This is a genomic window from Paenibacillus sp. FSL H8-0104 (assembly GCF_038050215.1).
Taxonomy (GTDB): Bacteria; Bacillota; Bacilli; order Paenibacillales; family Paenibacillaceae; genus Paenibacillus; species Paenibacillus amylolyticus.
Map to the genome: position 1 here is coordinate 6,802,024 of NZ_JBBOTC010000001.1, position 15,105 is coordinate 6,817,128.

At 45.2% G+C, this 15,105-nt stretch carries 15 protein-coding genes; 3 read left to right on the forward strand and 12 right to left on the reverse strand.

All coding sequences use genetic code 11. The features are described from left to right. Positions 1 to 255: 255 nt before the first annotated feature. From minD to NST38_RS29870, 4 genes are all read right to left on the reverse strand, one after another. Complete coding sequence (minD, locus tag NST38_RS29855) at positions 256 to 1,065, reverse strand: septum site-determining protein MinD (RefSeq protein ID WP_036671782.1); 810 nt, start codon at positions 1,063 to 1,065, stop codon at positions 256 to 258. Between the two features lie 406 nt (positions 1,066 to 1,471). Then, positions 1,472 to 2,170, reverse strand: coding sequence for a response regulator transcription factor (locus NST38_RS29860; RefSeq protein WP_036671783.1), 699 nt, complete (start codon positions 2,168 to 2,170; stop codon positions 1,472 to 1,474). Positions 2,171 to 2,174: 4 nt separating this feature from the next. Beyond that, positions 2,175 to 4,316, reverse strand: coding sequence for a sensor histidine kinase (locus NST38_RS29865; RefSeq protein WP_076252044.1), 2,142 nt, complete (start codon positions 4,314 to 4,316; stop codon positions 2,175 to 2,177). A 269-nt stretch (positions 4,317 to 4,585) separates the two neighbouring features. Then, positions 4,586 to 5,179: a hypothetical protein gene (locus tag NST38_RS29870; protein ID WP_341344256.1), complete on the reverse strand. Its 594-nt coding sequence runs from the start codon at positions 5,177 to 5,179 to the stop codon at positions 4,586 to 4,588. A gap of 268 nt (positions 5,180 to 5,447) precedes the next feature. Between NST38_RS29870 and NST38_RS29875 the strand changes: the two genes are divergently transcribed. Continuing rightward, entirely contained in the window at positions 5,448 to 6,308 is an 861-nt protein-coding gene (locus NST38_RS29875; RefSeq protein WP_076252045.1) for a GNAT family N-acetyltransferase, read from the forward strand. Positions 6,309 to 6,359: 51 nt separating this feature from the next. On the opposite strand, the gene NST38_RS29880 is transcribed toward NST38_RS29875, so the two are convergent. From NST38_RS29880 to NST38_RS29895, 4 genes are all read right to left on the reverse strand, one after another. Further along, positions 6,360 to 6,905 (reverse strand): hypothetical protein, encoded by a 546-nt coding sequence (locus tag NST38_RS29880; protein WP_047840962.1) that lies wholly within the window; start codon positions 6,903 to 6,905, stop codon positions 6,360 to 6,362. 184 nt (positions 6,906 to 7,089) lie between these two features. Further along, positions 7,090 to 7,359, reverse strand: a complete 270-nt coding sequence (locus NST38_RS29885; protein WP_076252047.1) for a CD3324 family protein — start codon at positions 7,357 to 7,359, stop codon at positions 7,090 to 7,092. 271 nt (positions 7,360 to 7,630) lie between these two features. After that, a complete protein-coding gene (locus NST38_RS29890) occupies positions 7,631 to 8,557 on the reverse strand; it encodes an oxidoreductase (protein WP_076252049.1) in 927 nt (308 codons plus the stop codon). A 60-nt stretch (positions 8,558 to 8,617) separates the two neighbouring features. Next, entirely contained in the window at positions 8,618 to 9,526 is a 909-nt protein-coding gene (locus NST38_RS29895; RefSeq protein ID WP_076252051.1) for a helix-turn-helix transcriptional regulator, read from the reverse strand. 69 nt (positions 9,527 to 9,595) lie between these two features. On the opposite strand from NST38_RS29895, the gene NST38_RS29900 reads away from it, so the two are divergent. Continuing rightward, complete coding sequence (locus NST38_RS29900; RefSeq protein WP_076252052.1) at positions 9,596 to 10,162, forward strand: dihydrofolate reductase family protein; 567 nt, start codon at positions 9,596 to 9,598, stop codon at positions 10,160 to 10,162. A gap of 117 nt (positions 10,163 to 10,279) precedes the next feature. On the opposite strand, the gene NST38_RS29905 is transcribed toward NST38_RS29900, so the two are convergent. Both NST38_RS29905 and NST38_RS29910 read right to left on the reverse strand, forming a co-directional pair. Continuing rightward, positions 10,280 to 11,404: an SGNH/GDSL hydrolase family protein gene (locus tag NST38_RS29905; RefSeq protein WP_076252054.1), complete on the reverse strand. Its 1,125-nt coding sequence runs from the start codon at positions 11,402 to 11,404 to the stop codon at positions 10,280 to 10,282. Between the two features lie 64 nt (positions 11,405 to 11,468). Beyond that, entirely contained in the window at positions 11,469 to 11,837 is a 369-nt protein-coding gene (locus tag NST38_RS29910) for a DUF4180 domain-containing protein (protein WP_076252056.1), read from the reverse strand. A 212-nt stretch (positions 11,838 to 12,049) separates the two neighbouring features. On the opposite strand from NST38_RS29910, the gene NST38_RS29915 reads away from it, so the two are divergent. Then, complete coding sequence (locus tag NST38_RS29915) at positions 12,050 to 12,667, forward strand: NUDIX hydrolase (protein ID WP_076252058.1); 618 nt, start codon at positions 12,050 to 12,052, stop codon at positions 12,665 to 12,667. Between the two features lie 108 nt (positions 12,668 to 12,775). On the opposite strand, the gene NST38_RS29920 is transcribed toward NST38_RS29915, so the two are convergent. Next, a complete protein-coding gene (locus tag NST38_RS29920; RefSeq protein WP_076252059.1) occupies positions 12,776 to 13,669 on the reverse strand; it encodes a response regulator in 894 nt (297 codons plus the stop codon). Beyond that, positions 13,641 to 14,972 carry an ATP-binding protein gene (locus NST38_RS29925; RefSeq protein ID WP_256720059.1) on the reverse strand — a complete coding sequence of 444 codons (1,332 nt, stop codon included), beginning with the start codon at positions 14,970 to 14,972 and terminating at the stop codon, positions 13,641 to 13,643. Before NST38_RS29925 ends, NST38_RS29920 begins: the two co-directional genes overlap by 29 nt. Between the last annotated feature and the right edge of the window lie 133 nt (positions 14,973 to 15,105).

Below are 15,105 nucleotides of genomic sequence, written 5' to 3' on the forward strand. Positions count from 1 at the left end.
CGCAGTCGAATTGTGACACCGACACAGCAAATTATGTCGTTTTTTCTTCCGTATTTTATCATGCGAGATAGGGGCGCTTGTGAATTATAAAGAAAACTTTAAGTAAGCAACTACTCGCAAGTGAGAACATCAATGACATCAAAAAATAGCGGCGTAGGGAAGGTAACTCCCACACCACTCTTTCATGAATTCTTTAGCTCGTCTGCAGTCCATTCCAGATGATTCTCTTCTCAACGATTCATCTACCAGAAGCGACTATAACGAACTGCTCTTCCCCCAACGCAGTCTTGGAGGAAGTGAAAAAACACTAATATGCCTCTTGGGTTTCAATGAGATAAAAGGCTCCTGCTGATTCTTCGCCACATTGTGGGCGATATGCCTGAAGCGCAGCCCGCTTTCAAACTCAGGATTAAGCGCAATCGGGATGCCCTTATGTACGGAACGTATAATTTCTACATCGGCATGGATCACGCCAATCACACCGATATTGAGAATATCGATAATATCCTGCATCTTTACCGTTGCCGAACGGGCTTCCTGTCCGTCGGCCATATTAATGATGAGCTGTGGCGGAGCCGGAATCATATCTTCTAATAATCCGATTACGCGATCCGCGTCCTGAAGCGATGTACGATGAGGCGTAGTAACGACAATAGCCTCACCTGCTGCCAAAGCCGCATTCCAGAATCCATTTTCAATGCCTGCCGGCGAATCGATCAGCACATAATCATAGTTCTGGGCTATTTGCTGTACAACCTCGCCAAAAACTTGCGGATCATCGTGATGCACCGTGTCGTTACTACAGGAGATAAAGGACAAGGTACTGATTCGCTTATCTTTGACGATCACTTGATGTAAAGCACATCGACCCGTCAGAAAATCAGAAATATGATACCTTACCCTATTACTCAAACCAAGCGGAATATCCAGATTTCTCAATCCAAAATCAGCGTCGATCAGGCAAACGCTGCTCCCCGATAAGGCAAGGGCAGTCCCGAGATTAGCCGTGACCGTTGTCTTGCCAACTCCGCCTTTCCCTGATGTGATACATATAACTCGTGCCATCGGAGCCACTTCCTTCTCTTCAAGTACTAATGCGGGACAGCAAGACAACCATTTCTTCACGTATTATCGTTTGATCCGGCTTGAATGTAACGTCCTCGTAGCTAATAATCAGTTGCAATTTGATGAAATATGTCGTTATATCGACCACAGTGATTTTATCATGATGGATTATCCTACTTGAGAAATCTAAAGAAAACTTTAAATCCGTGCGTATTGGATCGTTTAATTTTTCGGAGAGATGGCACATCATTTTGACGAGGATGGAAAAGCGCAGACTGGTGTTGAGGGATTCAATATCTTGAGTCGATTACGAAGCTAGTGGAAAGAACAAAAAATGGGCCAATAGCGTCAGATACTGCTCCAACGCCATTTTCCCATTTATAATAGACTACCCTTACTGCTATATTCATGCTTGTGACGTACTGTTAGAAACCAGCATATATCCACTCCCCCGAACCGTAATGATTCGCTCGGGGTCGGCAGGGTCAGACTCAATTTTTTTGCGTAAATTACTGATATGTACAGCAACCGTTCTCGTATCCTCCAGACTTTCCATTCCCCAGATGATTTGAAACAACGTATCGACACTGACGACACGATTCACGTTTTGTGCCATATAGGACAGCAGACTGAATTCTTTTTTCGATAAAGAGATAGATGTACTTCCCATGTTGACGGACTGCGTGTAGAAATCCAGTGTCAAACCCGGTAACTCCAGCAGTTGTTCCCTTCTACCCGTCGACACTCTGCGAAGGTGAGCCTTGATCTTGGCCATGAGCACTCCCGGACTGAACGGCTTGGTCACATAATCGTCCCCGCCATAGGATAATGCGCTAATTTTTATTTCGTCTTCCTCTTGACTGCTCAGAAACACAATCGGCGCACTGGTGAGATTACGCGCATTCCTGCACCAGTCAATACCGTTTTCATTAGCCAGCAATATATCCAGTATAATTAAATCCGGCTCAAACGATGCAAGCAGCTCCATCGCTTCTGACCCGCTATGACTGCAGGTGGAGACAAATCCCTCCCTATCACAATACACCTGCACAATCTCGCATATATGAGGATCATCATCAACGATCATGATTTTGTGCGTGTCCATCTCATCACCCCTTTCCTTCAATCACCGTACAAGGAAACGTTACATAGAATGTCGCCCCCATCTTGCCGTCGCTCTCCGCTCGAACCATTCCTCCGTGCGCTTGTACGATTTCCCTGCAAATTGCCAGCCCCAGTCCACTGCCCTCTATGCCCATTCCCGGCCGATCATATCTGTAATTACGTTCGAAGATTTGCTCAAGCTGATCCGGAGGAATCCCCATTCCAGAATCCTGTATGCTAATGACTGCATGGGGAGCATGATTCACCACTTCCACAACTAGTGCAATACGCACCAGCCCCCCGCTGGAGGTGAACTTCATGGCATTTGACACTAGATTAAATAAAGCCTGCTCTATTCTTTTCGCATCCATCTCGACAACTGGCAAAATAGATCGTCTATCCTCGGCATCTCCGATATCCAGTATGAAGTCTAATCCTGCGTCGCGCACTACCAACTCATATTGTTCAAAAAAACCATGCAAGAAAGGAATCATCTGAACTGGCTCCATTCGGTACGAGACTTGTCCAGTCTCCAAATGAGACAAGAAGGACAACTCCTCGATCATACGGTTAATCCTTATCGTGTTCTCCCGGATGTACTTCAGATATTGTTCATTGCGTTCCGGCTTGACCCTGTCCTGTATAGCTTCTACATATCCAAGCATACTGGACAACGGCATACGCAGATCATGCGTAATATAAGCAAGTAGCTTCTTCCTCCCTTGCTCGGAGTGAAGCAGTCGGTCATACGAGGTTTGGAGATCATCATGCACTGTAGATAAGGCCTGTGTTCGCTCCTGAACGGTCTGTTCCAGATTCATATTCATTTCAATCAGCTTGTCATTAACGTACTGTAATTCACGTGTAATTCTCTCTTCGTTCGATGCCGTCCTCGTAGATCGCGAAGACAGCAGAATCAGCTGCGCGATCGTAAATATCAATAAGCCAAGCGGAGATGTATTTCCAACTAGCGACCATCCGTTAAAATACAAAAAATCGTTGACAACCGTGACCAAAGTAACCACCGACACCAGCAGGAAGATCAGCGCTCCCTCCATACGTCGCACAGCCGCCTGAACCAGCCCGATCATCAGATAAATCATATGTAGAACTACCATCACACCGATTACCAGCAAAAATTTTGTATATATAATTGCAGGGGTTACCACTACAAGGATACAGAATGCACCAGTTACGATCCGGGTGCCAAGGCGAAACCATCGCGACACATAATTCGGAAAAATACAATCAAAATACATGGTGATGATATAACCGCTGAGGCAAAGAATCAGATATTCGATCTTGAACTGCAATTCCCAAGGAAAATGAGGCAACCATTGTGTAAAGATAAGCTCGCCGTTGAACAAGGATCGAATACCAAGCAGTACAGTAAACAGGCCAAAATATAACGGAGCTTTATCCTTACGTCGCAACATAAACAACAGCAGATTATACAAACCGATCACTAGCAAACTTGCCGTGATGAACATATCCCTGGCAAGATTCAGATTGGTCTTGGTCGTTAGTACGTCACTGCCACCCAGCTCGATATCCTTGGTAATGCCGCCCCGATGATGTTGGAAGTTGGATACTTGCATGACCAGCTCTAACGTGTCGCTTTCAGGCTGAAAATACACCAGCTTTGTTTCCAATTGCGGGGTCATGCTGTGCTTGTCCTGACCAACCTCACCAACTTCTGCCAGCAGCTCGCCATTGACCCATAATTTGTACGCATTAAAAATGCTAGACAGCCGCAGAGCAAGCATCTCATCGCGATCCTGCTCGCTTAGATGAACGACCAGTCCAAAGGTTGCATAGCCTGTACCGCTCAGCCGCTGACCTTCTAACGGGTAGCCCAGCCAGGAGCTTGGGATGTTAATCCAGTGGTCCTGATTTCCTGCCCTTGCCGAACGAACCCGCATATCCTCAGGCGACAGCAGTTCTTGCCAATAGAACGCCCACTTCCCTGTTAATTTTTGCGGATTCGTACTAAGTTGAGCCTGCGTTAAATCCAGAATACCTTCTTCACTTTGGAGCCTAGGAGAGTCCGGCGAAGAGAGGACGACATAGCCTGTAACCAAACCAATAACAGCAGCAATGATATACAACCAAACCTTACGAGAACCGACTCGGAGAATCTCCCTCATGATGAACCCAACCCCATTCTACAAGAGCGCAATAAGTAAGTTGATCATCCAAATAATATCATCAATACAGGAGAATGTACCCTGCAAATTTCTAGCAGGTGTCGATAGCTAACATCGCGATGATACCCTTTTGACGACGCGCGCTTAGCTGGGTGCGCCGCCACAAAAAAAGTACACACTTTGAAGTGCATACTGATATGAAGGATCTTATTCGCAATGAATAATTCGAGCACAATCTGTATGTGCCAGATTCACAGATGACTCATGCATTATAGTGAATTATTGATGATTTCTGTGAAGGGCTTCATGTTGTACGTGTCATCCTGAATGCGCCATTCTCCCTGATCCTGCAAAAAGGTGATATCACCCGATAACGGAATGGACTTGAACTCTTTGCCATCCTTATCCGTAAATTTCAAATCGAGCGTGTATTCCACAAGAATCCAGTCACTCTTGCTATCTTTGATCTTGGTTTGTATATTTTCAGGATGCAGTCTCGCTTGTTCGATGTGTGCAACCTGAAGAGGTAAGACAATATATCGATTAGCCATGTAAGCCTCATAATTCCTGGAGGTCAGGAACGGCTTCATCGTCTCTCCTTTGGCCAATAACCCTTCCATCTCTAACGTATCCTCATAGTCCTTGCCATCCACAGTGAGTTCTGTTGTCTTATACTCCAGCGACATTTCGAGCGCTTGTTGCTGCTCCTCCGCAGTCGCCTTCTGGTCCCCCGTATCACTTGGCTGTTCCGTTGCTGGTGGAGTGACGGGTTCAGTGCTTTCCGCTGGTTCAGATGATGTACATCCCATTAACATGGCGGCGGAAAGAAATAATATACCCATCACATATGCCAACTTGCGCATGCTTAACCCCTCCCTTTCTCGTCAGTATTACTCTCAATTATCCCTTCAATAGGATATAATGTCCAGTTATTGGGCGTATCTGAACAGACACCCAGTGAATTACATCCATTGGGTGTCATCTTCATCATAGATTGTGTTATAGTCATCGGGAAGTGATTTGGAGGAGATAATGATGATGATCAAAATTACAACTGGACCAACTCTCGAAGGACAGCGCCTGCGGGTCCAATAACTGCGTGTTTCCTTCAACAATGAAGGTGTGAAAGCTATGTCAACTTATCAAGTCGTTCCTATGATCTATGATTCCAAGGAACAGATTGATGCTATTATTTTACTCGAACAACAATGTAAACAGCTTGATTCCATTCATTTGAAAGCAGACCTTGACCATATTAGCAAAAAAGACGGAGACCATGCACTCCTCTGTTATCGCCACCGTGATTTGGTAGGACTCCTCAGTTGGTATCCATCCGACGGCGTAACGGGAAATATTAATGCCATCGTACACCCAGATTTTCGTCGCCAAGGTGTATTCAGCAGCCTACTGAACAAGGCCATCCTGGATATGAAACCACAAGGAATCAACCAACTCAGTTATCGCGTTCCTCAGGGATTATCTCCGGGTGTTCATACTGCCCAATCCCTCGGAGCCATTTATGATCGTGCGGAGTACTCGATGCAACTTGTGAATGAGGTCCTTTCGGTTGTGGAGTCACCTGAACTAACGTTGTCCTTGGCAGAAGCCGAGGTTATGGAATTTATGGTCACTTGCTCCTCCCAAGCCTTTGGAGATTCGGAGGACTGGACACGCGAGTACTTTATGCAAACAAATGAACCCAGCCGAGTCACCTATATTGTATGGCAGAATCAACTGCCTGTTGGGCTGGTACGGGTCAACTCCATTAATGCAACAACCGCATTTATTCATAACTTCTGTATCTTGCCTGCTTATCAGGGACAGAAACTGGGGCGCACTGCGCTTAGCATCCTGGTTGATCTCCTAAGGAAACAAAGTTACACAGATATCCGCTTATCCGTTGTTACCGAGAACAAACGTGCTTTGAATCTGTACCGCAGTGTTGGTTTTGAAGTAAATTCTGAGTATCACTATTTCAACGGTAGTTTATAAAAGGCAGTGGAGAGAGATATCGTTTTCCGCAAAGGGAGACGGTCTCTCTTTTTATATATTGGAGAATTGAAAAATCAATTTATAACCATCGAACGTTTGCCCGTACATCTCCCGATAGTTACCTTTGGTATAATTATTCACTGTTTTCCGCCAGAAAGATTGGCCAATCTTATTGTTCTCCGATGGATTGGTGAACAACTCCCAGTTTCCTATAAACATGCCAAAGATCGTCGATGCCGCGTGTTCAGCAACGCCTACACCTCGAAACGGCTGCATCAGAAAGAAGTCATTTACAAAGAAATTCGTGCCTTGTGAACAATATGGCGGAGTAGCTATGAACGCAAACCCTGCCGGTATGCCATCCACAATCATGAGGAACGGATAAAGACACTCCGGTTTTTCCCACCATATGTTCTGGACGTTATACTGATCCTGCAAAGTTATATAATCAGGACTTGGCTCAAAAATGCCATGTTCGTTCGGGGTATGCTCTCCACCCAGACCATAATGTCCGGATAGATCATGAAGGTATAGCGGGTACATATTTTTAATCACATACGCCTCGTCTTTATTCGTTAATTTCACTTCTATATTCATATTCACCAACCTTACCAGATGATTTAAGGAGTTAATTCATGAACTCTCACAGCATAACCTTCTACCGTCAAATGAATTGTACGCGTAATTAACAACCTCGAATATGTAAAAAAGCTTTAATAACTATTCTTTATTCTTACAGGAAAAAGCCACATTCGATTGCTCGAACATAGCTTCTATAGTTTCATCCCTTTTTGCAATACACAATTTTCTTGATGCTATCGATGGATAAGCAGTATTGGTCCGCAAGCTGATCGATGGTTGTCCCCGCAGCAAAAAGCTGGCGGATCTCGTCGTTCCGCTCCTGGACAACCCTTCTGCCACCCGAATTCTCGCCCCACTTCTTGTGGGCATCCTTGGGCCTCGGAATATAGATCAAGCCACCAGAGATATGACGCTGTATTTCTTTGAGTAATTCTTCCGGGAAGATTGTATCCGCATTAATATATTTCACGTTGCTCCACTCCTTAAAAGTTAAAATCTTTAAGGCAGCAGAGTCGTACAATGAACACATTGGATATGCACTACAATGATATGGCGGAAATGGATTTCACGCTCTATACAAACAACCGCCGTTGTTCATCACATGGACTCTGCATAGAGCGGATCGTGAAACTTGTTATGAAACGAATCATGGTAGCCCCCCATTCAGTTAATCTTATTCGTGCTGAAGAACTTTTAACTGTCTATTCCATAATAAGGTTTACTTTCCTTAATGGCAAAATCTACACGTCGAATCTGTAATATACCCCTGTTAATTCTTCTGATACGCTCCATAGCTTGTTTGAAATGTTAGCGTCATATAATTTTTCGATGATCTTAGCGCTCTTGGGATAGCCCTTAGTGCCGCCCATACCGCTGGGAGCAATATACTCCCCTCCCGTGATCGTCGGATCTGCTGCAGCATATAAGGTAGGTAATGCCCCCATATGTGCCGGTTGACTAATGATTTTCAAAAGACTGCGCATGAATATATTGGTCTGTTTCCCCGAACCGAAGGAAAATAGGTTGGTATGCGAAATTCCTGGATGAGCGGCGATACTCATGGAATCAATATGGGCGGAATTAAATTTATTCTGCAGCTCTTTCGCAAACATCAGATTGGCTAGCTTGCTTTGACTGTAGAACTTCATGGGATTATATCCTTTGGAGCCATCTAAATTATTAAAATCAATCGCACCATTATGAGCTGCCATACTACTTACAGTGACTACTCTCGATTTCGGAGTAGAGATCAATTGAGGCAATAGTAGACCCGTAAGCGCAAAATGGCCTAGATGATTACTACCAAACTGTAATTCAAAGCCATCTTTCGTCAACTGGAATGGAGGGTTCATAATTCCTGCATTATTAACGAGAATGGACAAAGAATCGTATTGCTCAAGAAAAGCGGCTGCGAACTTACGGATACTAGCTAAATCGCTAAGGTCAAGCTGCATAACGATTACCTCTCCAGCTACATGCACAGACGACTTTATTTTATTAGCTGCCTTTTCACCTTTTTCCAGATTACGAACTGCAAGGATAACTTTTGCGCCTTTTTCAGCTAACGCTAATGCCGTTTCATACCCTAACCCGCCGTTCGAACCTGTCACAATCACTACTTTATCGGATACAGTCGGGATGATGTCTTTAGTCCAAACTTCGCTCATTTGTCTACACACCTTTCTTATCTCTTCCTTGATACCCTAATATCCAGCGTTTGAAAGCTCTTATCCCCCACCATACTGGCTTAAACTCCGTTCCAGCATCCCTCTAACCTGCTGCTGCAGTTCGAGCGGAGACACCACCTTCACTTCCGGCCCATAGGAGAGTAACTTTCGTGCTGTAAAAGAAAACTCTTCAGGCGGAATCAGTCCGCGCCACTCATGGCCTTCAACTGACTTGAACAACACATCTGACGCAGCAATCCTTGCTCCAAATTCCGTGAATTGCAGCACCACTTCTACGCTTGCTCTATCTTCTTTGGCAGCTAGCCATGCCTTTAGACTTGGAACAGATTTATCCACTGATTCCATAACAACCAACTGCTGCATGCGATCCACCCGATACAACAATACACGATCCTTCTTCCGGGCTGGCATGTACCAATGTCCCTGCTCATAGTAGATGCCATAGGGAAAGACCTGTACTTTTTTAGGACCACTGCGGGCATGATACATAAATTCGATTTCTCTCTTTTCTACCGCTGCACCCAATATCTCGGTTGTTAAAGGCTCGGAATGCCCACCAGGATGCTGGACAAAGGTGATATGCTCTCTCATTCGCATAATCAGATCCTGTACATCTTCGGGCAAAGTAGAGAAATACTGCTCAGCCAGATGTTCACGCATGGATCCATATGGAAAATCAGGGACTTTCTGTAGATATTCCAGCATCATAAACAGCCCTAATGCCTCCTGTTGCGTTAATTGAAGAGGTGGCAAAATCCGATTGGGCAACACCCGGTATCCGCCGTTCACGCCAACTTCTGTGTACAAGGGAAAACCCAGCGCCTGCAATGCATCCAGATCGCGCTGGATCGTACGAACCGAAACGTCGAACCGTTCTGCCAGTTCCCGTGCAGTGAACTTCTGTCTGGAATCCATGAGACGCATGATCGCCAGTTTCCGATGATTCATGTATTCAACATCCTAACTACGTCAACTTTTGTCATAGTTAAAGTGTATCATACATTGTAGAAGGGAGCGATGAACATGTCTGATAACAAAACAATTTTGTACATTGCTATGAGTTTGGATGGATATATCGCAAGACTGGATGGTTCGGTCGATTGGTTATTTGATGTGGAGGGTGATGGTGGAGACAACGGGTATGCTGCCTTTTATGAAACGATCGGTAGCGTTGTTATGGGACGTTATACGTATGAAGAGGTGCTCACACTTTCCGATGATTTCCCCTATGCAGATCGGCCAACATATGTGCTTTCTCGCTCGGAACAGCCGCCCGCTTCGAATGTACAGTTTACAACCGAGGAGGTAGGTACGCTCATTCCCCGATTAAAGCAGACTTCTGATGGAGACGTGTGGATTGTGGGTGGCGGCATATTGGTTCAAGCTGTGTTAGCAAAAAAATTACTGGACGAGATTGAAGTCGCCATCATTCCCAAAATTCTTGGCGAAGGCATCCCCTTATTCCCGACAGGCACTGTGCCAAGTCAATTTAAAATGCTCCGAACCCAGACGCTCGGACAGATTATTTCGATTCGTTACGAGGTACAAAACAGCGACACAACGGATAAACCCTCGAATGTCTAGATGAGTAGAAAAGGGAAAGACCATTCTTGTGATAAATGGACCTCATAAAGTTAGACACCATCTAACCATTGGGGTACATTTCATGAAAGAGTGGTCTTTCCATCACCATGTATCAAGTTATCCTATCAATCCTCGTACATATTCCGCTAACACCTCTGCCGTCCTACGATGAGATAAATCGCCAGGATGGGTACGCGCCCCTACCGTCTCTTCGGTTGTATCAGGAAGCTGGATGATTGAGACCTTACGATCTCCTGTCCCCTTTGTATACGCATCAACCGCGCGGTAGATGGCAGGCATCATGGGAAAACCAAGCATGCCATAAGCCCATACGAGTTGTGCATCTGGATTGTTTTTCCGAAGTTTGAACAGGAACTGTTCCACCGCTTTCTCAAAAGCAGCCAGATCCTCTTCATGATAAGTACCATCTTCATTCAAACGCTGCTTGTACACCTTGCCCGTGTCGGGGTCTTTCCATTCCGGTGACTGAAATGCACCCCCATCATTGCTACCCAGATTCATGACTACCACATCCGGCTGCCAGGAACTAAAATCATGCTGATCTCCTGCGCCTAGCGCATCGTTACGTTCACCAGTAAGCAAGCCACAGACCTGTTCGTAATACTCGGGGATGTTCCCTTTTGGATTGTTATCCCAACTTGTCAGCACACCCCAGCCACTTTGCGAGATGACCCGATATTCTGCATTCAATGCCTCTGCTGTCATAAACGTATAATTATGTATGGCGCTGAACCACATCGGAATCCAATCTTCCTCCGCTTTCGCTCCAATCGCACCTTCGCCAGATGTAATACTGTCACCAATGAACTCGATCTTGTACGGTTTTTCCTGCACAGGCAGGAACGCTCCATCGGATTTCAACGCATGAATCTGCAAGGCACAACCCGGGTCACCACTCATCGCTTGAACATCTTTGACGATCCGTACATTCTTCACCACATCTGCGTTCATACCTCGTAATACACAGACCCAGTACCTTCCCGCCGTTAACATCTGTCTGCTCACCGGAACACCGTTGATCAGAATGCTGATCCATGACTCATACATGTCATACTGCGACTCTACCTCAACCCATAGTTCGGAGCCCCGTACATTGAGTTCGACTGCACTCCCCGTCCAAAATAACGTCAGCGGCGATCGCTCTCCAGTTGATCTGCCATGCACTTTAAGATTTCCGATCTCAGGCAGAGCATATACCTTTAAATTCTCATTAGATATCACGGTGCAAACCTCCTACGTTTGGCTCAGATTATAAGCAGGCTCTCTACATGCTTCAGATGTGCGCTTAACGGATATTATGCAACTTTTGAAGCGCTTCCTCTTTGTTTTTCAAAAAGAAAACATGCTTGCCATTGTTACACTCATAGATGAAATCTCTCAGGCTCTTGCTGTTATGTCCTTCGAAATCTCCCACAATAGCAAGCTTAACATGATAGTTCACGTACTTCTGCAAAATCTCACCTGCAAGCTTGGTTTTCAGTTCGAAGAACTCTTCCGTGATGTTCGATTTGTCGATAATGAGTTTATCGGCATCATCGCTATACCTTACCGAAGCCATCAAATCCAGTGCATCTTGAGCATTGTTGATGACGATGCCATCACTTTCAATAATGGCGACCTTGGAATTGCCTTGTTGATCAATAGTTATGTTCATTTCACTTTCTCCTCTTCTGGACATCGTTTCTTTATAATATCTCGCAGTTCTATATTAAAAAGCAATATTTGTAGAGTGCGTTTAATCATTAGTGTGATTCCCTAAATTTGAGTTGTCCTTTCTTAGTAGTTATAGACTGTAATTCATATGATATAATGGGGTTATTTCCTAACTAAACTAAATCTCGTGACTTGCGAAGAAAAGAGGAGTCCATGGACACAAAGTGGCTAGAATGGGCAAAACAGATTCAAGCTATCTCACAAACAGGTTTAACCTATGCCAAGGATGTTTATGATATCGAGCGATACGAGGAATTGAGGCGCATTAGTATTGATATCTTAAGCAACTATACTTCTGTTAACAAAGAGAAAATATCACTTACATTTGCAAGTGATTCAGGTTACGCAACGCCTAAAGTCGATATTCGCGGTGTTGTTTTCAGGGAAAACAAAGTGCTTTTGGTTCGAGAGAAATTAGATGGGGCATGGGCATTACCAGGGGGATGGAGTGACATCGGCCTATCACCATCAGAAGTAGCTGTGAAAGAAATTAAAGAAGAATCCGGTTTTGATGTTGTACCGATGCGGTTGTTAGCAGTATTGGACAAAAAATTCCATGGACACCCACCTGAGCCTTATCACGTATATAAGATGTTTATCCGCTGTGACATTGTGGGTGGGCATGCGGAAACAGGTGTAGAAACCAGCGCAGTTGATTTTTTTGCTATCGACGCTTTACCTGAATTATCATTGGAAAGAAATACGTTGGAACAAATTAAAATCATGTTTGAATTTCTTGAACAACCAGATAAAGAAGTCATTCTGGATTAAAATAGTAACCCCTTCAGCTTCCCGTCTTTGGTGAAGGTGACCTCGACACCGCCGATGGTCACCTTCCCGGGTTTTCATATCCTCCAACAGACAGAGGCATATGATGCCTCAATTATTCATCTTTTCAAGCGTCTCCATATAGAACACATGCAGGAACTTTTTGATATTAACCTTGCCTTTGTCACCTGCCTGATCTTCTTCCATGGATCTCATCTTCATTCGAACATCCTGGAAGTCAAAGTAGAGTGGCGCATAATGCTCAAACTTGTGGTTGCTATAATCGGTGAGTCCAATCGAGGCCATGTTTGTTAACGCGGCAATTACCGTTCTGCGAATGCGTTGTTCCATCGCCTTGCTCTCTTTCTCCACGTCTTTGGGCGTAGACTTATAAGTCTGGGCAACCGCTTCATAGGACTCCTTCAGCGGCGGCCACTCCGCGACCTGCTTCTGATCAATCGCATACTCCATGAGCGCAATGATGTCCTTGCTACCACTTTCTCCGATGATCCCCAGATCCATCAGAATGCTTCTTGCCGCATCTCGCACCGTACGACCTTGGGCAGGGGCCGGCGCTTCCACCAGATTCAATCGAGCCATCGACTGCTTGATCTCCAGCACGTAACGTTCGTACTTCCACTGGTCATTCACTTTGCTGAGCACATGCTCCACTTCCACCCGATTAATCGGTTTATGAATGAAGAATTCAATGCCGTTCTGGTAGGCCGCCCCCACCATCTCCTTGTTCTCCACCTGAGAGATCATAATGAATTTCCCGATATATCCGCTGTGCCGCAGTTTCGCTACCGTCTCAATTCCATCCTGATCCGGCATCAGCAGATCAATCAACACCACATCAGGACGCAGATCCATGATCATCCGTGCGCCTTCTATACCGCCCTCAGCCATGCCCGCAAGCTCACCGATACCACAGGATTCAATGATATCATGCAGCATGCTCCGACTCACCACATCATCATCCACGATCATGATAGAAAGTGTCATCGACATCGGCCCCCTTGATCAGATTTATTTTGGGAATAGCTATAGCAAATGTAGTCCCTCTCGCTCCCGGAGGCGCCGACTCTACCTTAATTTGTCCCGCCAACGACTGAACGATATCACGTACATGGGACAGACCAATGCCCGTCGCGGCAATGCCAACTTCATTGAACTTTGTTGTATAGCCCGGTTCAAAAATAACATCCCGTTTAGCTTGAGGTACGCCTTTTCCAGAATCCATCACGACGAAATGCACGTTTTCTTCCTGCTCATATATACGAATTCGAATCGTCCCATCATGCTCAATCGCCTCTACCGCATTGGCAATCAGGTTGTTCATTACTGTTAGAAGAGGAATGTAATACGGAGACTCACAATCATACTGTTGTTCGATGTCAATCTCCACCTGCTTATGCAGCATTTCGCTATATTTTCGGTTTGCTTTACTGGCAAAGTTCAGCACTTCAGACAGGCTCATGTTGACTGCTTTTTCATTATCATACAGCTTCAGCAGACCCGCCAGAATGCGTTGTGAATCCTTCTTCACTTCATGAATCTGCTGAGCGATGCCCAGGGTGCGCTGACTGTATTGATTCATGTCCTGCTCCCGGAGATCGCGATATAGATCATAACTATCAGCTGTAATGCCTTCGATCGTATTCATCGCTTTCTTCAGGTAAAAGACCTCGCCATACAGACCCGAGTTCACACTCAGCATCTGCTCCATCCGCTTCTCCTGCTCTGCATGTAATAGCCTCATCTGCCTCACCGCAATGCTGTTATATAGCCCAATCACAAAGTAACTTCGCAGACCACCTACCACAAGCAGATACAACCATTCCTTCATATAAAAGATATTGGTCCCGCTTAACATTCCGCGAAAAAGCAGCTCAACAAGATTAGAGGAGAAATCGATACATGTGATTAACCCGCCGAGCAGAAGAGGCTGCATCTCATGGAATCGATGCTTGAATTTGCTAAGCCCATAGGCAAAGACCACATAATACACACCTGCACCCAGATTGTCCCGCATGCTTTCCAGTATGGACACGCTCTGTACATGATTGATGAGATCTACCGACTGAAACAGCAAATTCGCGATGCCTGTCAGGATTCCTGTCTTCACATAAGACAAGTGTGGCATGATCATCAGCAGAAATAAAAGGATGCTAACCCCCAGCCCGATTCGGAAGTAATCTTCCCGGAACGGATTTATCTTGAATTGCGCCCCTACCGCAGTGGTAAAGGCAATGGCCGTCATCTGCACATTCTCATTTTTGACCCAATTGCGCATCGATCTCTTCACCCACTATAACAACGTTTAGCGCCCAATGCCGGAACCCGCGCTTCTAATGTTAAATATACTAACATATGAAAGAAGCATTAGAAATAATTAAAATTAGGGAATGAACTCGCAATTAAAACAAAAAGGCCGGAAG